Source organism: Microbacterium sp. M1A1_1b (assembly GCF_053345565.1).
Map to the genome: position 1 here is coordinate 133,275 of NZ_JBKFAJ010000007.1, position 16,819 is coordinate 150,093.

The 16,819-nt window shown below is 72.3% G+C and carries 18 protein-coding genes and 2 tRNA genes; 8 read left to right on the forward strand and 12 right to left on the reverse strand.

What is annotated here, in order from left to right; translation table 11 throughout:
- Window positions 1–6 precede the first annotated feature (6 nt).
- The 3 genes from ACLBWP_RS15610 to ACLBWP_RS15620 are packed head-to-tail and all read right to left on the reverse strand — an operon-like array spanning window position 7 to window position 1,405.
- Window positions 7–609 (reverse strand): histidine phosphatase family protein, encoded by a 603-nt coding sequence (locus ACLBWP_RS15610; protein WP_447655851.1) that lies wholly within the window; start codon window positions 607–609, stop codon window positions 7–9.
- The gene (crcB, locus tag ACLBWP_RS15615) at window positions 606–980 is read right to left on the reverse strand and encodes a fluoride efflux transporter CrcB (protein ID WP_243561896.1); all 375 of its coding nucleotides are present in this window, start codon (window positions 978–980) and stop codon (window positions 606–608) included. Before crcB ends, ACLBWP_RS15610 begins: the two co-directional genes overlap by 4 nt.
- Window positions 977–1,405 (reverse strand): fluoride efflux transporter FluC, encoded by a 429-nt coding sequence (locus ACLBWP_RS15620; RefSeq protein ID WP_447655852.1) that lies wholly within the window; start codon window positions 1,403–1,405, stop codon window positions 977–979. Before ACLBWP_RS15620 ends, crcB begins: the two co-directional genes overlap by 4 nt.
- Before the next feature lie 84 nt (window positions 1,406–1,489).
- Between ACLBWP_RS15620 and ACLBWP_RS15625 the strand changes: the two genes are divergently transcribed.
- Genes ACLBWP_RS15625 through ACLBWP_RS15635 form a run of 3 tightly spaced genes read left to right on the forward strand, consistent with a single transcriptional unit; the run spans window position 1,490 to window position 3,914 of the window.
- Window positions 1,490–1,747, forward strand: a complete 258-nt coding sequence (locus ACLBWP_RS15625; RefSeq protein ID WP_243561894.1) for a BatC protein — start codon at window positions 1,490–1,492, stop codon at window positions 1,745–1,747.
- The gene (locus ACLBWP_RS15630; RefSeq protein WP_447655853.1) at window positions 1,744–2,985 is read left to right on the forward strand and encodes a cupin domain-containing protein; all 1,242 of its coding nucleotides are present in this window, start codon (window positions 1,744–1,746) and stop codon (window positions 2,983–2,985) included. Before ACLBWP_RS15625 ends, ACLBWP_RS15630 begins: the two co-directional genes overlap by 4 nt.
- Entirely contained in the window at window positions 2,982–3,914 is a 933-nt protein-coding gene (locus tag ACLBWP_RS15635; protein WP_243561892.1) for a sucrase ferredoxin, read from the forward strand. The genes ACLBWP_RS15630 and ACLBWP_RS15635 overlap by 4 nt, the downstream gene beginning before the upstream one ends.
- A gap of 71 nt (window positions 3,915–3,985) precedes the next feature.
- Here the strand turns inward: ACLBWP_RS15635 and ACLBWP_RS15640 are convergent.
- From ACLBWP_RS15640 to ACLBWP_RS15675, 8 genes are all read right to left on the reverse strand, one after another.
- Window positions 3,986–4,061, reverse strand: a tRNA-Glu gene (locus ACLBWP_RS15640).
- Window positions 4,062–4,098: 37 nt separating this feature from the next.
- Window positions 4,099–4,174, reverse strand: a tRNA-Glu gene (locus ACLBWP_RS15645).
- 90 nt (window positions 4,175–4,264) lie between these two features.
- Window positions 4,265–4,900: an MBL fold metallo-hydrolase gene (locus tag ACLBWP_RS15650; RefSeq protein ID WP_447655854.1), complete on the reverse strand. Its 636-nt coding sequence runs from the start codon at window positions 4,898–4,900 to the stop codon at window positions 4,265–4,267.
- Between the two features lie 134 nt (window positions 4,901–5,034).
- The gene (locus ACLBWP_RS15655; RefSeq protein ID WP_447655855.1) at window positions 5,035–6,042 is read right to left on the reverse strand and encodes a LacI family DNA-binding transcriptional regulator; all 1,008 of its coding nucleotides are present in this window, start codon (window positions 6,040–6,042) and stop codon (window positions 5,035–5,037) included.
- A gap of 19 nt (window positions 6,043–6,061) precedes the next feature.
- Window positions 6,062–6,286 (reverse strand): hypothetical protein, encoded by a 225-nt coding sequence (locus ACLBWP_RS15660; protein WP_243561889.1) that lies wholly within the window; start codon window positions 6,284–6,286, stop codon window positions 6,062–6,064.
- Window positions 6,287–6,291: 5 nt separating this feature from the next.
- Window positions 6,292–7,203, reverse strand: coding sequence for a carbohydrate ABC transporter permease (locus tag ACLBWP_RS15665; protein WP_374202509.1), 912 nt, complete (start codon window positions 7,201–7,203; stop codon window positions 6,292–6,294).
- Complete coding sequence (locus tag ACLBWP_RS15670) at window positions 7,200–8,222, reverse strand: carbohydrate ABC transporter permease (RefSeq protein ID WP_374202508.1); 1,023 nt, start codon at window positions 8,220–8,222, stop codon at window positions 7,200–7,202. Before ACLBWP_RS15670 ends, ACLBWP_RS15665 begins: the two co-directional genes overlap by 4 nt.
- Before the next feature lie 112 nt (window positions 8,223–8,334).
- Window positions 8,335–9,618: an ABC transporter substrate-binding protein gene (locus ACLBWP_RS15675; RefSeq protein ID WP_447655856.1), complete on the reverse strand. Its 1,284-nt coding sequence runs from the start codon at window positions 9,616–9,618 to the stop codon at window positions 8,335–8,337.
- A gap of 316 nt (window positions 9,619–9,934) precedes the next feature.
- Between ACLBWP_RS15675 and ACLBWP_RS15680 the strand changes: the two genes are divergently transcribed.
- A complete protein-coding gene (locus ACLBWP_RS15680) occupies window positions 9,935–11,260 on the forward strand; it encodes a glycosyltransferase family 2 protein (protein ID WP_447655857.1) in 1,326 nt (441 codons plus the stop codon).
- A 163-nt stretch (window positions 11,261–11,423) separates the two neighbouring features.
- On the opposite strand, the gene ACLBWP_RS15685 is transcribed toward ACLBWP_RS15680, so the two are convergent.
- Window positions 11,424–12,731 carry a glycosyltransferase family 2 protein gene (locus tag ACLBWP_RS15685; protein ID WP_243564437.1) on the reverse strand — a complete coding sequence of 436 codons (1,308 nt, stop codon included), beginning with the start codon at window positions 12,729–12,731 and terminating at the stop codon, window positions 11,424–11,426.
- A 157-nt stretch (window positions 12,732–12,888) separates the two neighbouring features.
- Here ACLBWP_RS15685 and ACLBWP_RS15690 point away from each other — a divergent pair, with 157 nt between their 5' ends.
- From ACLBWP_RS15690 to ACLBWP_RS15705, 4 genes are all read left to right on the forward strand, one after another.
- Complete coding sequence (locus ACLBWP_RS15690; protein ID WP_447655858.1) at window positions 12,889–13,062, forward strand: hypothetical protein; 174 nt, start codon at window positions 12,889–12,891, stop codon at window positions 13,060–13,062.
- A gap of 103 nt (window positions 13,063–13,165) precedes the next feature.
- Entirely contained in the window at window positions 13,166–14,089 is a 924-nt protein-coding gene (locus ACLBWP_RS15695; protein ID WP_447655859.1) for a beta-1,6-N-acetylglucosaminyltransferase, read from the forward strand.
- Window positions 14,086–15,597: an oligosaccharide flippase family protein gene (locus tag ACLBWP_RS15700; RefSeq protein WP_447655860.1), complete on the forward strand. Its 1,512-nt coding sequence runs from the start codon at window positions 14,086–14,088 to the stop codon at window positions 15,595–15,597. The genes ACLBWP_RS15695 and ACLBWP_RS15700 overlap by 4 nt, the downstream gene beginning before the upstream one ends.
- Window positions 15,597–16,805 carry a glycosyltransferase family 4 protein gene (locus ACLBWP_RS15705; protein WP_447655861.1) on the forward strand — a complete coding sequence of 403 codons (1,209 nt, stop codon included), beginning with the start codon at window positions 15,597–15,599 and terminating at the stop codon, window positions 16,803–16,805. The genes ACLBWP_RS15700 and ACLBWP_RS15705 overlap by 1 nt, the downstream gene beginning before the upstream one ends.
- The last annotated feature ends 14 nt before the right edge of the window (window positions 16,806–16,819 follow it).

Consider the following 16,819-nt stretch of genomic DNA (forward strand, 5'->3'; position numbering starts at 1 on the left):
CCACGCCTAGCGGGGCTGGATGTTCCAGGCGTCGATGACGGGGCGGCCGTGCTCGTAGCCGAGCACGCTCACCGAGGCGGTCGACAGTGCCAGCACCGCGCCGTCCTGGGGGGCGAGCCGGATCCACGCCGCGCCGATCGCCCGCAGCACGTGGCCGTGCGCGACGAAGACGGCGTCCTGGCCCTCGGCCAGCTCCAGGCGCGCGCGGTCGAGCACGCGTTCCGCCCGGACACGCACCTCGGCCGCGGACTCGCCCGGGGTCGCTCCGGCGGGCACACCGTCGGTCCACAGGTCCCACGGGCCGTGGCGCTGCACCTTGATCTGCGGGGTCGTCAGGCCCTCGTACGCACCGTAGTCCCACTCGTACAGGTCCTCGTCGAGCTCGGGGTCCAGGCCGATCAGCGCGGCGGTGTCGCGGGCACGCCGGAGTGGGCTCGACAGCGCGAGCGCGAAGTCCCGGTCGGCCAGGTACCGTCCGGCGCGCTGCGCCTGCTCGATGCCGTTGTCGGTGAGCGGGATGTCCGTGCGGCCGGTGTGCTGACCGCTCTTGGACCACTCCGTCTCCCCGTGACGGACGAGGACGAGTTCGCCGGGGCGTTCCGAGGTCATGTGTTCCTTCCGAGCCAGAGGCCGAGCGCGGCTGCGCCGACCGAGACGACGAGCATGCCGAGGCTGTTCAGGACTGCGGAGCCGGTCTTGCCGGCCTGCACGAGTCGCACGGTCTCGACACTCGCCGTCGAGAACGTCGTGTACCCACCCATCATGCCCGTCCCGAGCACCGCGACGGGCACGAGAGCGAGCGTCCCGGCCTGGCCCAGGCCGGTCAGCAGCCCCAGGACGAGCGATCCGCTCACGTTGATGACCATGGTGCCGAGCGGGAAGCCGCTGACGCGGGACTTCACGACGCCGTCCAGGACGAAGCGCAGCGCTGCCCCGAGCCCGCCGCCCACGGCGACCAGCAGCACCTCGAGGGGGCTCACCGTCCGCTCCCGGCGGTGCGCACCCGGGTGGCCACGACCAGGCCGACGACCACGGCTGCGAGCCCGAGCACCACGGAGAGCAGCGCGTACCCGGTGCCTGCACCCCACCGGCCGTCGACGAGCAACCGTGCGGTGTCGTCCGCCAGGGTGCTGTAGGTCGTGAACCCGCCGAGGACACCCGTGCCCACGAGCAGCCGCACGGTGCGCCGCCGTCCGACGTCGGGGCCGCGCCGCGCGAGCGCCTCGAGCAGCAGCCCGAGGCAGAACGCCCCGACGACGTTGATCGCCAGGATCGTCCAGCTCAGGCCGTCGACCGCGGGTGCCAGGTCGGACAGCACGGCTCGCACGGCGGTGCCGATCGCGCCGCCGAGGGCCACGAGACCGATCAGGTGCCAGCGGAGATGGGGTGGTCGGTCGTCATGCACGGGACAATCCTGGACCCTCGTCAGCCGCACGTCCTACGCTCGGGCGCAGACGGCACCGCGCCGCTCGGTGAACAAGGGACCACCATGAGCATCAACGACGACGACATCACGACCGACCCGCAGAGCGCCGGCGAAGGCCCGGCGGACGGCGGCGCGAACCCGAACGGCCACGACGGCGGTGCGGACGGCTCCGCCGACGCCGGTGAAGGCCCCGCGGACGGCGGCGCGAACCCGAACGGCCACGACGGCGGTGCGGACGGCTCCGCCGACGCGGGCGAAGGCCCCGCGGACGGCGGCGCCAACCCCAACGGCCACGACGGCGGCGCGGACGGTTCCGCGTGAGCCGAGGGCTCGAGACGGTGGGGACGGCGAGCGCACTCCAGCGGTGCGTCGCCGTCCCGGCCGACGACTTCGCCGACCGGTACTGGGGCCGGCAGGCGCTCCTGAGCAGCGCCGACGACCTCGGGTCGACGTTCGACGACCTGTTCTCCACCCAGGCGGCCGACGAGCTGCTGAGTGTCCGGGGGCTCCGGACGCCGTTCATCCGGATGGCGAAGGACGGCTCGGTGCTGTCCCCGCAGGCGTTCACCGCACCGGGCGGCTACGGCGCCGAGGTCGGTGACCAGGTCAGTTCCGAGAAGGTGCTCGCCGAGTTCGCCGCCGGGTCCACCATCGTGCTGCAGGGTCTGCACCGCACCTGGCCGCCGCTGCAGGAGTTCACGCGGCGCCTGGTCGCCGAGCTCGGGCACCCGGCCCAGGTCAACGCGTACATCACCCCGGCGTCCTCGCGCGGGTTCGATCCGCACTACGACGTGCACGACGTGTTCGTGCTGCAGATCGCCGGCGAGAAACGCTGGGTGATCCACGAGCCGGTCAACGAGCTGCCGTTCGGCGACGAGCCGTGGAGCGACCACCGCGACGCCGTGGCCGCCCGCGCTGCCGGCACGCCCGCGATCGACACGGTGCTGGCACCGGGCGACGCCCTCTACCTGCCCCGTGGGTACCTGCACTCGGCGACCGCGCTCGGTGGGACCACCATCCACCTGACGATCGGCATGCCCGCCGTCACGCGCTCGGATCTGGCGCGGGTGCTCGTCGAGCGGGCCCTGCGTTCCGATGCGCTGCGGGCGTCACTGCCGCTCGGCATCGACCTCGGCGACCCCGAGCAGATCGCTACCGAGGTCCGTGCGGCCGCCGACGACCTGGTCGCCGCGCTGACGACGACGGAGGACCCCTCGCCCGCCGTCGCCGCCACGGTCGGAGCCCGCTTCGCTCGGTCCACCCGGCCCGAACCCGTCCGTCCCCTGCACACGGTCGAGGTCGCGGCGGCGCTGACCGGCACCGACCGGGTGCGCTGGCGCGAGGGCCTGCCGGCGGACGTCCGCACCGAGGGCGCCCAGGTCGCGATCACGCTGCCGAGGACGACCGTGCGGCTGCCCGCCGTGTGCTCCGACGCACTGCATGCGCTGTCGGACGGCACCATCCACGCGGTCGGCACGCTGCCGGGGCTCGACGAGGACGACGCCGTCGTCGTCGTGCGACGCCTGCTGCGGGAAGGCGTGCTGGTACCGGCCTCGTGACCGAGTGGCGTCGTACCGGACCGACCGACCCCGGACTCCCCCGCTCGAGCGGCGGTCCGGCCTGCAGCGCGGGCGCCCGTCTGCGCGACGAGGACGTGTCGGCCACGGCGTCCCCCGGCAAGCGCTGGCTGCTCGTCGAGGTCGCCGGCGCCTGGGGCTGGAACGTGTGGACGGACTCCCCCGTGCTCGACCCCGAGCTGGGTGCGGCGATCGCCCGGCGGGTGCAGCACGCCGGCATGCGGATCCTGGCCGTGCGTCGACCGGGGCGCTCCCGCGGCTCCGGCCGGTGGCGGTGGGCCGTGGTCGACGCCGAACGCGCGACGACGCACTGGGGCGAAGTCTCGTCCCCGCACGAGTTCCTGACGCTCCCGCTCGACGGCAGCTCCGGGGTCCCGTCCGACCAGGCGCTGTTCGTGGTGTGCGCACACGGGCGCCACGACGCGTGCTGCGCGGTGCGGGGTCGGGCGGTCGCCGAGCGGCTGTCCGAGGCCTACCCCGACGAGACGTGGGAGTGCTCGCACCTGGGTGGTGACCGCTTCGCCGCCACCATGATGTTGTTCCCGCACGGGGTGAACCACGGTCGTGTCGACGACCACGACCCGGTGGCGATCGCGGATGCGTACCTGCAGGGTCGGGTCCTGCAGGACGGGTACCGCGGGCGGTCGACCCTGTCGCACGTCGAGCAGGCAGCCGTCGCCGCCGCGGTCCGGCACACCGGCGACACGCGCCTGGACGCGTTCCGACCGATGTCCGCGACCGAGCTGCCGAGCGAACCGGGTGGGTGGTCGGTCGACGTGGCCGGCGACGACGGCGTGCTGCGCGTGCGGCTCGAACACGTGCGGACGGGGCCGACCTTCACCACGTGCCGCGCGACGCTGGCGGTGGAGATCCCGCGCTTCGTCGTCCGGGACGTCACGGCGGCGAGCTGAACTGGTCACGCGCAACACGTGCGGCCTGAACGCGAGAACTCCCGCCGGACGATGTCCGACGGGAGTTCTGGTGGTGACCCCAGCGGGATTCGAACCCGCGTTACCGCCGTGAGAGGGCAGCGTACTAGGCCGCTATACGATGGGGCCGCGGCATACTTGTTGTCGGACTCGGAGGAAGCCACCGTGGTGACCCCAGCGGGATTCGAACCCGCGTTACCGCCGTGAGAGGGCGACGTACTAGGCCTCTGTACGATGGGGCCGTTCCGACAACTCGACAAGTATGGCACAAGCCCGGCAGCGCGCCAAAACGAGGCGTGTCGCAGGCCGGCCACGCCGTCACCACCGCCCGGTCAGAGGGCCATCGACTCCCCCGGGCGCAACACGACGAGTTCCCCGGCGGGTTCCACGACCTGCCGCAGGCGCCCGACGTGCATGTCGAACCCGATGTCGGACAGTGTCGCCTCGTGCACCGGGTAGGCGCGGCGCGGTGCGATCGCGGTGACGTAGTCCATCATCTCGGCGACCTTGAGCCACGGCGCACCCACCGGGGCCGCGAGCACCTCGACGGGGACCCCGGGCACCGTGTAGCTGTCCCCGGGGAAGAAGAGCCGCCCGCCCACCAGCACGCCGGTGTTGTCGACGACCGGCACGGACGCGTGGATGACGGTGTGCTGCGTGCCGTGGAACGTCAGGTCGAACGGCCCGACCGTGTGCGTGGACCCGTCCGTCACGACCTCGACGTGCACGCCGGTGTCGGCGAGTGCCCGGGCGACCCCGGGCGGCCCGAACACCCGCGCACCGGGGTTCGCTCCGAGGATCCGGGTGAGCTGTTCGGGCATGACGTGGTCCGGGTGTTCGTGGGTGACGACGACCGCCACCACCTCGTCCACGTCGACGTCGCGCGTGAAGCCGCCGGGGTCGATGACCAGTCGGGCACCGTCCTGCTCGACGACCTGGCACGCGTGTTCGAGCTTCGTCACCTGCATGCCGCGAGCGTACGCGCCGGCAAGCGGCGAACGTCCGCGCCGGCAGGCGGCGAACGTCCGCGCCGGCAGGCAGCGAACGTCCGCGCCAGCAGGCAGCGAACGTCCGCGCCAGCAGGCTGCGCAGGGACCGAGCCTCAGGTCCGCGGCGCCGCGGTGCTCCGCCGGACCACCAGCCGTGCCGGGGCCGCGGGCAGCAGGTCGGCCGGAGCGCCGTCGACCTCGGCCAGGACCGCGAGCGCGGCGGTCCGCCCCTGCGCCTCGGGGTCCTGCGCGACGGTCGTCAACCCCGCCGGAGCGCCGTACTCGTGGCCGTCGATGCCGACCACCGACAGGTCCTCCGGCACGCGCAGTCCCAGCCGGGCGGCGGTGAGCAGCACGCCGAGCGCCATCTCGTCGGACGCACAGGACACCGCCGTCGGCCGGTCCCGAGCGGGGACGTCCAGCAGCGCAGCACCGGCGGCCACTCCCCCGGCGAACGAGAACCGGCCGTCGACGAGCCACCGGTCGGCCACGGGGCACCCGGCGGCGCGCATGCCGTCCAGGAACCCGTCGCGCCGCCGGTAGGGCACCGCCACGTTCATCCCGGCCTCGTCCTGCCCGCCGACGTAGGCGATCCGTCGGTGGCCGAGCGCGAGCAGGTGTCCGACGGCGAGCCCCTCGACGTGCAGGTCGTCCACGCCGACGTTCCGGATGCCCGGGGCCGGCCCGCCGATCACGATCATCGGGTGGCGGCTCAGCTGCAGTTCGTTCCGCTCGGTCGCATCGAGCACGAGCGACAGCAGCACGAGGGCATCGACGCGGTGCCGCAGCATCGAGCGCCGGAAGGCACGGTCACGGTCGCCGTCCGGGCCGCCCAGGTTGTACAGCACCAGGTCGTACCCGGCGCGGCGCAGCTCGGCGTCGACCCCACCCATGGCCTTGACGTAGAACCACCGGTCGATCACCGGCACGACGACGCCGACCGCGCGCTGCCGTCCGGTGGCCAGACCGGCCGCCGCCGAACTGGGGACGTACCCGAGTTCGTCGGCGACCCGCCGGACCTGGTCGATCGTGGTGTCCGCGACCGTCGGCAGTCCGCGCAACGCGCGGGAGACCGTGGCCTTGGACAGCCCCGTGACGGTCGCGATCTCCTGGATCCCCATCACACGGCCTGGAGGCCCGTCAGCCGTCCGCGCTCGCGGTCCGCCGGAGCACCCGCACCCGCCAGACGTCGAGCACGACCACGGCGAGCACGCACGCCAGCAGGGTGAGTGCCCAGCCCAGGGCGGGGCGCCCCGTGAACTCGCAGAACACCGTGACGAGCAGGAACGCGATGCCGAAGAAGCCGACGAAGCCGATCGCCTCCTCGATGGGCGCCGAGGGTCGACGCGGGGAACGCAGGGCCATGGCCGTCAGCCCTTCACGCCGCCGGCGGTCAGGCCGGCCACGATGCGTCGCTGGAACACGAGCACCAGGATGACGAGCGGGATCGTGACGATCGTCCCCGCCGCCATCACGGCGGTGTACGGCTCCTGGTGGGGCTGGGAACCGGCGAACGACGCGATGGCGACGGTCACGGGCTGGGTGGCGTCGCTCGACAGCTGCGACGAGATGAGGTACTCGTTCCAGGACGAGATGAACGCCAGGATCGCGGTCGTGAACACCGCGGGCGCGGCGAGCGGCAGGATGATCCGCCGGAAGGCCTGCACGCGGGTGCACCCGTCGATGCGGGCGGCCTCTTCGAGGTCCCACGGCATCTCGCGGAAGAAGCTCGCGAGCGTGTAGACCGTCAGCGGCAGCACGAACGAGATGCTCGGCAGGATCAGCGCCTGGTACGACCCCATCCAGCCGATGTCCGTGAAGAGCTGGAACAGCGGCGAGATGAGCGCGACGCCCGGGAACATCGACGCCGCCAGGATCGCACCGGCGATGAGCGACTTGCCCTTGAACTCCAGCCGCGCCAGCGCGTAGGCCGCACTCGTGCCGACCAGCAGCGCGATGATCGTGACGACGCCACCGATCAGCAGGCTGTTCGCCAGCGCACGGCCCAGGTGGTTGCCGAGCGCGGTGGAGAACGCCGTCGTGTAGTTGTCGAGCGTGACGTGGGTCGGCCAGGGAGTGGCGTCGAACGTGAACCCGACGTCGCGGAAGCTCGTGACGACCATCCAGTAGAACGGCAGCAGGCACCAGACCGCGATGACGATCGCCTGCACGGCCGTGCGGACACGAGGACCGGTGTCGCGCTTGATGCGGACGTCGGCGCGGTCGATCGACTTCTCGCGCGAGCGGGTGGTGGACCGGGGGCGGTCGGCTGCGAGCGTCACTTGAGTTCACCCTTCTGCTGGGCCGCCTGGGTCTGCACGACGTTCGCTCCGAGGAAGCGCACGAACAGGAAGGCGACGATGAAGATGACCAGGAACGTGATCGTCGACAGGGCCGATGCGGAGTTGAACCCCTGCCGGATCTGGTCGACCACCAGGATCGACAGCGTCGTGGTGGCGTTGCCGGACCCACCACCGCCGCCGGTCAGGATCGCAGGCAGGTCGTACATGCGCAGCGCGTCGAGCACGCGGAACAGGATCGCGACCATGAGCGCGGGTCGCAGCAGCGGCAGCGTGATCAGCCAGAAGCGCTGCAGCGTCGACGCACCGTCCATCTTGCCGGCCTCGTAGACGTCCTCGGGGATGAGCTGCAGGCCCGCCAGGATCAGCAGCGCCATGAACGGGGTGGTCTTCCACGTGTCGGCGATGATGACCGCCCACCGCGATGCCCACTCGCCGCTGGTCCACAGGATCTGGTGACCGATGACGTGGTTGAGCACGCCGTTCGCGTCGAAGATGAAGTACCAGAGCTTCGCGGTGACGGCCGTCGGGATCGCCCACGGCACCAGGATCGCGGCGCGGACCAGGGCGCGGCCCGTGAAGTTGCGGTTCATGATGATCGCCATCCACACCCCGATCAGGGTCTCGAACGCCACGGTGACGATCGTGAAGAAGACGGTGTTGCCCATCGACACCCAGAACTGCGAGCCGAGGCTGCCGGGCGGGCAGGTGACGTTGCCGCACTGCTGTCCGAGCCAGTGCGCGTAGTTCGTGACGCCGGCGAAGCCGCCCTGCACGAACAGGCCGGTCGCCTTGTCGAGTCCGGCGTCGAGCTGGAACGACTGGATGATCGCACTGACGACCGGGTAGCCGATCACGATCGCCAACAGCACGATCGTCGGGCCGATCAGGTACACGGCCCAGCGGCCGTGCTCGGCGTTCAGGCCGCCACGCCGCCGCTTCTGCGGTTCGAGCCCCGTGGGGTTCGGGACGGCGGCGGGGATCTCTGTTGCTGCTGACACGGACGGCCTCCTTGCCGGTGTCGGAACACGAGTGGGGGCGGACTGGAGGCTCGTGGCGGGCCCGCCACGAGCCTCCAGTCCGATGCGGCGCGAGCCGCAGCGACCGGGGTCGCTAGTTGCTGCTGCTGGTCGCCGACTTCAGGGCGGCGTCCATGTCCTGCATTGCCTGGTCGACGCTCTTCGAGCCCTTGAGCGCCGCGTAGGAGTTGTCCTGGATCGCCTTGGTGACGGCCGGGTAGAACGGCGTCACCGGGCGGGGCTCCGCGCTCTTGATCGACTCGAGCAGGGTCGGCAGGTAGGGCAGCTTGCTCGTCAGGTCGGAGTCGGTGTACAGGTCACCGACGACCGGGGCCAGCGAGCCCTGCGTCGCGAAGAACTTCTGCGTCTCGTTCGACTCCAGGAACTCCAGGAAGTCGTGCGCGGTCGCCTTGTGCTTCGAGTAGACGCTGATCGCGGCGTTGTGGCCACCGAGCGTGGATGCACCCACGCCGTCGGCACCGGGGATCGGTGCGACGCCGAACGTGTCCTTGACCTTGCTGGACCCGTCGGTCTTGGCCAGGTTGTAGACGTAGGGCCAGTTGCGCAGGAACAGCAGCTTGCCGTCCTCGAACGCGGTGCGGCCCTGCTCCTCCTGGTAGGTGATCGCCTCGGCCGGGATGTTGCCGTCCTTGAACGCGTCGACCAGGTTCTGCAGGCCGGCCTTGGCCTTGCTGGTGTCGACGTCGGGGGCGCCGCCCTTGGTCAGGATCGACCCGCCGGAGCCGTTGACGGCCTCGGACGTGTTGACGGTCAGGCCCTCGTACTTGGCGAACTGGCCGGCGTAGCACCCCATGCCGTTCTGCTTGGCGATCGAGCAGTCCTGCATCATGTCGGCCCACGTCGTCGGCGGCGTCTTCACGAGGTCCTTGCGGTAGTACAGCAGCGCACCGTCGGAGGTCTGCGGTGCCGCGTAGAGCGTGTTGTTGTACGTGGCCGTCTTCACGGTCGCGGGCAGGAGCTTCGACGTGTCGATCTTCATGCTGCCCGTCAGCGGGACCAGCCAGCTCTTGGCGGCGAACTCCGCGGTCCACACCACGTCGACGTCGACCACGTCGTAGCCGTCGTCCTTGGCCTGGAAGTGCTGCACCAGGTCGTCGTGCTGCTGGTCGGCCTGGTCGGACTGCTCCTTGAACGTGACCTTCTCATCCGGGTGCGCCTTGTTCCACTTGGCGATCAGTGGTCGGACCACGTTGGAGTTGTCCTTGCCCTGGACGTACGTGATCGGTCCGCGGCTGTCCTGGCCGCTCGTGGCGTCGTTCGACCCCGAGCTCCCGCCCGAGCATCCGGCGAGTGCGAGTCCGATCACGGCGACGCCCGCCACCGATGCGAGTCGCACCTTCGCGCGTGGGTTCTTCACAGCGTTGTCTCCTCATCGAGATCACCAGGGGACGCCGACCGGACACCGGCCGACGGACCCCTGGAGCAGGCGACACTGCCTGCTGGATGGGGAACGTACGCCCGGCCACGGCGATCCGCAACCGGTTGCATCGCGCCGTTACCTGAGCGTGACCTCTGGACTTCCGGTGACTTCCTGGGTGAGCGCTCACGCACCGCTCCCCGTTCACCGGGGGTCGGCGGACCCCGCACGGGGCCGCTGCGGAACCCCGCATGAACCCCGCCACCACCGCGCCCGGGCGTTGAGCAGCCGAGGGCCTGCCCGTAGCGTCCCCACCATGACCCAGCTCTCCCCTGTCACCGTGCCCGGCCCCCGACGGGTCGTCAGCGTCGACCTCGATGCCCCGCTCCCGCGGCTCGTCGCCGACGAGAACGGCACCTCCGCGCTGGTCGTCGGCTACCGGGGCGGTTTCCCCGTGACCACGATCGACGTGCTGCTGACCGAGGACCCCGCCGACGCCGAGCGTGCGCTCCTGCCGCTCGTCGAGGACCGCAAGTCCGCCGCCGAGACCCTGGTGGCGCCCGTCGCGGACCACGACCTGCCGAAGATCTCGATCGTCGTGTCGACGATCGTCACGCGGGTGGCGGACATCCGGAACCTGCTCGACTACCTCGAGCACCTCGACTACCCGGACTACGAGGTGGTCATCGTCGACAACCGCGTCACCCTCCCCGAGATCGACGCGCTGCCGGGTCTGCTGGACGGCCGCGACGTCCGGCTCGTCGTCGAGCGGCGCCCCGGCTGCTCCGCCGGCCGCAACGCGGGTGTCGCAGCGGCGACGGGCGAGGTCATCGCCTTCACCGACGACGACGTGCGCGTCGACCCGCAGTGGCTGCGGTCGATCGGCACGCGGTTCGTCCGCGAGCCCGAGGTGTCCGCGGTGACCGGGATGATCCTGCCCGTCGAGCTCGCCACCCCTGCGCAGATCTGGTACGAGGCGTACTACGGCGGCTTCAGCGGCGAGCGCACGTTCGACCCGGTGACGATCGTGCCGGACGACGTGCCCGGCGTGATGCGCCACGCGCAGGCGAAGGCCGTCGACCCCGACGGCACCGTCCGCAAGCACTTCGCGATCTACGGCATCGGCGGCTACGGCGCCGGCGCCAACTGGGCGGTCCGCCGCTCGGCCTTCGACGCCGTCGGTGGGTTCGACCCGGTGCTCGGCGCCGGCGTTCCCGCACGTGGTGGCGAGGACCTGGCGATCTTCATCGACATCCTGTGGGGCGGCGGGCGCATCGGCTTCGAGCCCCGCGCCGTCGTGCACCACCGCCACCGCCAGACGCTCGAGGGCCTGCACGGGCAACTGCACTCGAACGGCGTCGGGTTCACCGCGCTGATGTGCGAGCTCATCGCGAAGGACCGGCGGCACGCGCTCGTGCTGGCGCGACTGATGCCGCGCGCGGGCAAGATCAAGCTCGCGCAGCTCCTCTCCCGCCTGGCGGGCAAGCGCGACGCAGCCGCGGAGACGATCACCGAGGCGTCGACCACCCGGATCCCCCGCTCGCTGGCGTACCACGAGTTCCGTGGCTTCCCGGCGGGCCCCGCGGCCTACTTCAAGAGCCGGAAGTTCTGGCGCGAGGTCGAGGCCAAGCAGGCGGTCTGACCGGCCTGCCCCGAGCGTGCGGGGACGGCAACGGCGCCGTTCTCGCACAACGAAGAGCACGCGAAACCATGGATCACCGTGGTGTCGCGTGCTCTTCGTTGTGCGGGCCGCGCCGGCCGCGACGCGCGCAGGGGCGGCGCCGGCCGCGGGGGCGGCGCCGGGGCTAGCCGCGTGCGCGCAGGCGGCCGCGCAGGTAGCGCCACGGGCCACCGAGCGCCGCGACCAGTTCGACGCGCTTGAGTCCGGCTGTCGCCGCGCGGAACTCGTCGTCGACCGGCCACCCGGCGGACGCGGACACCGCGGTCGACACCTGGTCGGAGCCGCCCTGTCCGAGCGCCCCGAGCTGCCGGAGCGCACCGACGGCACGACGGAGCACCGCGGCCGCCGTGCGCGGCTGCGTCATGAGCTTCGCGACCCAGGCGCCGAGCCCGGTGCCGTACCCGAGCGCCTGCGCCCGCAGGGCCTCACGGTCCGAGCGGTGCTTGTGCCAGACGAACGCCGACGGTTCGACCGCCAGCGCCCCGCCGGAGAACAGCACCCGGGTGAACAGGTCCGGGTCCTCGCCCGCACGGGACGGGGTGCCCGGACCGAGGGCGACGTCGAAGCCGCCGAGCGCCAGCGCCGCGTCACGCCGGAGCGACATGTTCGCGCCGGTGCCGAACGCGCCGACCGAGAACGGGAAGAGCGGCAGGTCCGCCGGCGGCGCCGACGTGCGGAACACCCGGCGGTCGAGGTTCCGCGCCCAGGTCACCCGCTCGTCGAAGTACCGCTGCGTGGGGTTCCGCAGCTCGCCGCTCGGGACCAGTCCGGTCACGCAGACCACGTCCGCGTCGCGGGCGTAGGCGTCGGCGAGCGCCGCGAGCCAGTGCCGGTCGACGACGACGTCGTCGTCGACGAAGGCGACCACGGACCCGGTCGCCAGGGCGAGACCGGCGTTCCGTGCGCGCGAGACGCCGGGTCGGGCCTCCAGGACGTGGTGCAGGCGAGCGTCGCGGAACGAGGCGACCACGTCGCGGGTCGCGGTGGTGGTCGGGGCGTTGTCGACGACGAACACCTCGAAGTCGTCGTACGCCGACGCCAGCACCGAGGCGACGCAGCGGCGGACGTCCTCGGGACGGTCGCGGGTGCCGATCACGACGGAGATGCGGCCGACCGGTGCGCCCTGCGGGGCGGCCGGGAGGCTCGTGGCGCGGAGTGCACGCAACGCCGGTCCCAGCTCGGCCTGGTCCACGTCGCCGCTCGCGTCGACGGCCACGTCGACGAAGCCGGCGACCTCGCGGCCGTCGCGGACCAGCAGGCGCGCCCGGTCGAAGCCGACGGCGCCGGCGAGCTCGACGGCGGACGCGGCGAGCGCCGCGGGTCGGTCGATCGCGCCGACCCAGGCCGCGCCGGCCCAGGTGGGTGCGTCGGGCGAGGGCATCGCGGGCGCGATCGTCAGCACGCGGGACACGGTGGCCTGGTGATCGGTCATGGTCCGATGCTCCGGTGGTGTCAGCGCACGCGCAACGAGGGCCCGTGGTGCGTGCGGCGACCCCCGTTCCTCTTGCGGTTTGCCGCCAGTGACCAGGTGGTTCCCCCTAGGATCGTGGGGACGACCCGGCGGCAGCACGCCGGCACGAGGAGGACGCATGCCGCTGGGCCCCAGGACCGAGTTCGGCGCGGTCCTCCCGTCCGAACTCGCGGTCGTCTCGGTCGACACCGCGACCTGTGTCTGCGGCCACGGGCAGGACGCCCACGAGCACTACCGGCCGGGTACCGACTGCGCGCTGTGCGACTGCCCGAAGTACCGCCGGAAGCGCTGATCCCCAGGCCCCTGACAGGCCGGGTGCGGGAAACCGCCGCTTCCCCGCAGAGGCCCCCGGGTCGCCTTGTCGGCCCCGGAACCGCGCCGTTAGCGTCGCGTCCATGGCCATCCCCACCACGGCGCCCGCGTGCATCGTCCTCGCTCACGAGGACCCTGACCACGTCCGTCGCCTGATCGACGCGCTGGACCCGTTCCCGGTGTTCCTGCACGTCGATGCGCGGACCCCCGAGTCGGTGTACCGGGCCATGACGGACGGGCTCCCCGAGCGGGTGCGGCTGCTCCCCCGGATCCGGACCGGATGGGCGAAGTGGGAGAACGTCGCCGCCGAGGTGTCCGGCTACCGGGCCGCGCTCGAGCAGACCGACGCCTCGCACGTCGCCGTCCTGACGGGCAGCGACTACCCGCTCGCCAACCCGGACGAGATCACCGCGGTGCTCCGCGAGCACCCCGAGCAGTCCTTCGCACAGGTGCAGCCGCTGCCGTTCCCCGAGTGGGGCCGCTCCGGTGGCTACGCCCGCGTCCGGTACCCCCACTGGGCGTGGCAGAAGACGATGATCCGGGTGCCGATCCCCCGCCGCATCCCGCGTGACGTGGTGCTCGCTGGCGGATCGCAGCTCAAGGTCCTCGCGCGGCACCACGCCGCCGCCGTCGTCGACGTGGTGGACAACCGCCCGGACCTGGTGGCGTTCTGGCGCCGCACGTGGATCGCGGACGAGACGTTCGTCCCCTCGGTCCTGAACTCCCCCGCACTCACCCCCGACTTCGTCGAGGAACACGTCCCGCACACCCTCTGGTGGATCGGGTGGGACGGCCAGGCCCGGAAGAGCCCACCGTGGCTGACGATCGAGGACTGCGGCCGCCTGTTCGAGCAGCGCACCGACGCCGAGCAGCGCCTGCCGCTGCTGTTCGCCCGGAAGTTCTCGACGGAACGGAGTGCCGACCTGCTCGACGTCGTCGACGCCGCGTTCGGGCTGCGGGTCGGACGGTCCGCCGCGACCGAGGCCGGGCAGGTGGTCGCACCGTGACGCTGCCCCCGCAGACCCGCCGCGAGGCCCGGGCAGCCCGCGAGGCCGTCGCCGCCCGCGACGCCGTCGCGCCGGTGCCCGAGGCGCTCGACACCGGCTCCGTCGCGGTCCGCAAGGGCTCGTCGGTCCTGTTCGGCCGCGGCCTGCTGTACGTCGTCGTCTGGTCGATGCAGCTCGTCGTCTCGTCGCTGATCTCCCCGGTCCTGGCGCACCTGATGCCGCCCGCGGAGTTCGGCGTGCTCGCCTCGGCGATCGCGCTCTACCAGGCGCTCGTCGTCCTGGCGGTGCTCGGGATCGACCAGGCGTCGGTGCTGCAACGCGCCGAGGACGGCAACGACCACCGTGCCCGCGGCCTGATCGCCGTCGGCATGGTGACCGCGATCCTCGTCACGGTGCTCGCACTGACGACGATCCCGCTCTGGGCCGACGCCGCCGGCTTCGTCGGGGCGCACCCGCTGCTGCTCGTCGCCGTGCTCTGGACGGGTCCCGCCGCGATCGTGCAGATCTCCCTGGCACTCCTCGTCGCGCAGGACCGCATCCGTGTGTTCGCGGTGACGAGCCTGCTGTCCTCGATCGGCGGCTCGATCATCGGCCTCGGGCTGCTGGCCCTGGTGCACGCCGACGCGACCACGTACGCGTGGGGCGGCGTCGTCGCGCAGGGTGTGGCGATGGTCATCGGCATCGCCGCCACACGTCCTCGCCTGGCGGGCCTGCTCGACCACCGGACCACCGCCCGGGCGTTCAAGCTCGGGATCCCGATCGCGCTCGGCAACCTGTCGTACTTCGTGCTGAACGCCGGCGACCGGGTCGTCGTGCAGCGTCTGCTCGGCCCCGAGGAGGTGGCGCGGTACCAGATCGCCTACGTCGTCGGGTCCGCGGTGATCCTGCTCCTGACGTTCACGAACCAGGCCTGGGCGCCGCACTTCGCCGCGCTCCGCGACGCCGCCGCTCGACGGGACCTGGCGATGCACTCCCGTGACGAGCTGTACAAGATGCTCGCCCCCGTGCTGCTCGCCGTGACGCTGGTCTCCCCCGTCGCCCTGCCGATCCTGGCGCCGGCGTCCTACCGGGTGCAGGACCTGACCATCGTCGTGTTCGTCGTCGCGCTGACGGCCTTCCCCGTCGTCGCCAGCGGTGCGACCGGGCGCCTGCTGCTCATCGAACGCCGAGGCGTCACCGTCGGGGTCGTCGCCGCCGTGGCCGGTGTCCTGAACATCGGCGCCAACCTGGTGTTCGTCCCGCTGTTCGGCATCGCCGGCGCCGCACTCGCCACCGTCGTCTCGTACGTCGTGCTGGCGGGCATGCAGCTGCTCGCGATCTCCGACCGTCGCGAGTGGCGCGGTCCGCGCCTGGGCGTCGTGCTGCCGGTGCTCGCCGCGCTGGTGATCGCCGGCGCGTCGTTGCTCGTCCCGCAGGACGTGCTCTGGAACTGGATCCGTGTCGCCGGTGTCCTCGGGTGTCTCCCGTGGTTCGTCCGCCGTCTGCGGGCCGCACGAGGGGGGATCTGATGACCGGCGACGGAGTCGACCAGGGGCGCACGCTCCGCATCGGCGTGCTGACCGCCGGGCTCGCCATCACCGGCGGCCTGGAACGGTGCGTCCTCGAGGACACGACCGAGCTCGTCGCTGCCGGCCACGACGTCGAGGTCTGGCACCGCAACGCCACCGCGCCGCGACCCGAGGACGGCCGTGCCGCGTTCGAGGAGCTCGGCGTCCCGCTCGCCGAGGCACCGGACCCCCGGTTCTCCGTCCGTACCGCCCTGGTCGACGTCGCGCGGTTCGCGCGGTTCGGCCTGCGGCTCCGACGGTCCCACCTGGACGTCCTCTGGCTGAACCGGCCGGAACACCTGCCGTTCGGCCGGGTCGTGTCGATGGTGTCGGGCGTCCCGCTCGGCGTGCACCTGCACCACCTGCCGAACTACCACCGGATCCGTCCGATGGCCGGTGGGCGGACCGGGTTCCTGGCCGTGTCGCACTCGATGGCCGCCGCCTGGGGTGCCGCCGGCGCCCCCGCCCGCAGCATCCGACTCGTGCCGAACGGCGTCGACACCGCCGCGTTCCCGGCTGCCGACACGACGGACACGCACCATGCCAAGGCCGCGCTCGGCATCGACGAGCACACCCCGACGGTCCTGTACTACGGACGCCTCACCCGGTCGAAGGGCGTCGTCGCGCTGCTCGAGGCGTGGCACCACGTGCTCGCCCGGGCCACGGCGGACGCCCTGACGCTGGCCGGACGCTCGTCGTGCGGCACGATGCCCCGGACACCGCTGCTCGTGCTCGCCGGCGCGCTCTACCCGGAAGAGGCCCCGGCGGTCGAACGAGCGATCGCTGCGCTGCCCGACGGCGCGGTCCTGGTGCTGCCGGAGCGGGACGACGTCGTCCCGCTGCTGCACGCGGCGGACCTGGTCGTCGCACCGTCGATCGAGCCCGAGGGCTTCGGCCGTGTGGTCGTCGAGGCGATGTCGACCGGTGTGCCCGTCGTCGCGGCCGCATCCGGCGGCACCGCGGAGATCCTGGCCGACGAGTGGGCGCGGTTCACCGTCGACCCGACGGACGCCGTCGCCCTCGCGGGCAAGATCGTCGACGGGCTGGACGAAGCCGCCCACGACGCGACGCTCGGTGCGCGGGCACGTCGGTGGGTCGACGAGCGGTACGGGCGCGCTGCACACGTCGGTGCCCTGCTCCGCGCCCTGCACTCGCTCGCGCGCCGCTGAGACACTGGCTCGCA

What these genes read in the sequence shown, in the direction of transcription:
- ACLBWP_RS15610 (WP_447655851.1), bottom strand. Translation starts at nt 609, where the DNA reads ATGACCTCGGAACGCCCCGGCGAACTCGTCCTCGTCCGTCACGGGGAG.
- ACLBWP_RS15625 (WP_243561894.1), top strand. Translation starts at nt 1,490, where the DNA reads ATGAGCATCAACGACGACGACATCACGACCGACCCGCAGAGCGCCGGC.
- ACLBWP_RS15650 (WP_447655854.1), bottom strand. Translation starts at nt 4,900, where the DNA reads ATGCAGGTGACGAAGCTCGAACACGCGTGCCAGGTCGTCGAGCAGGAC.
- ACLBWP_RS15655 (WP_447655855.1), bottom strand. Translation starts at nt 6,042, where the DNA reads ATGGGGATCCAGGAGATCGCGACCGTCACGGGGCTGTCCAAGGCCACG.
- ACLBWP_RS15660 (WP_243561889.1), bottom strand. Translation starts at nt 6,286, where the DNA reads ATGGCCCTGCGTTCCCCGCGTCGACCCTCGGCGCCCATCGAGGAGGCG.
- ACLBWP_RS15680 (WP_447655857.1), top strand. Translation starts at nt 9,935, where the DNA reads ATGACCCAGCTCTCCCCTGTCACCGTGCCCGGCCCCCGACGGGTCGTC.
- ACLBWP_RS15685 (WP_243564437.1), bottom strand. Translation starts at nt 12,731, where the DNA reads ATGACCGATCACCAGGCCACCGTGTCCCGCGTGCTGACGATCGCGCCC.
- ACLBWP_RS15690 (WP_447655858.1), top strand. Translation starts at nt 12,889, where the DNA reads ATGCCGCTGGGCCCCAGGACCGAGTTCGGCGCGGTCCTCCCGTCCGAA.
- ACLBWP_RS15695 (WP_447655859.1), top strand. Translation starts at nt 13,166, where the DNA reads ATGGCCATCCCCACCACGGCGCCCGCGTGCATCGTCCTCGCTCACGAG.
- ACLBWP_RS15705 (WP_447655861.1), top strand. Translation starts at nt 15,597, where the DNA reads ATGACCGGCGACGGAGTCGACCAGGGGCGCACGCTCCGCATCGGCGTG.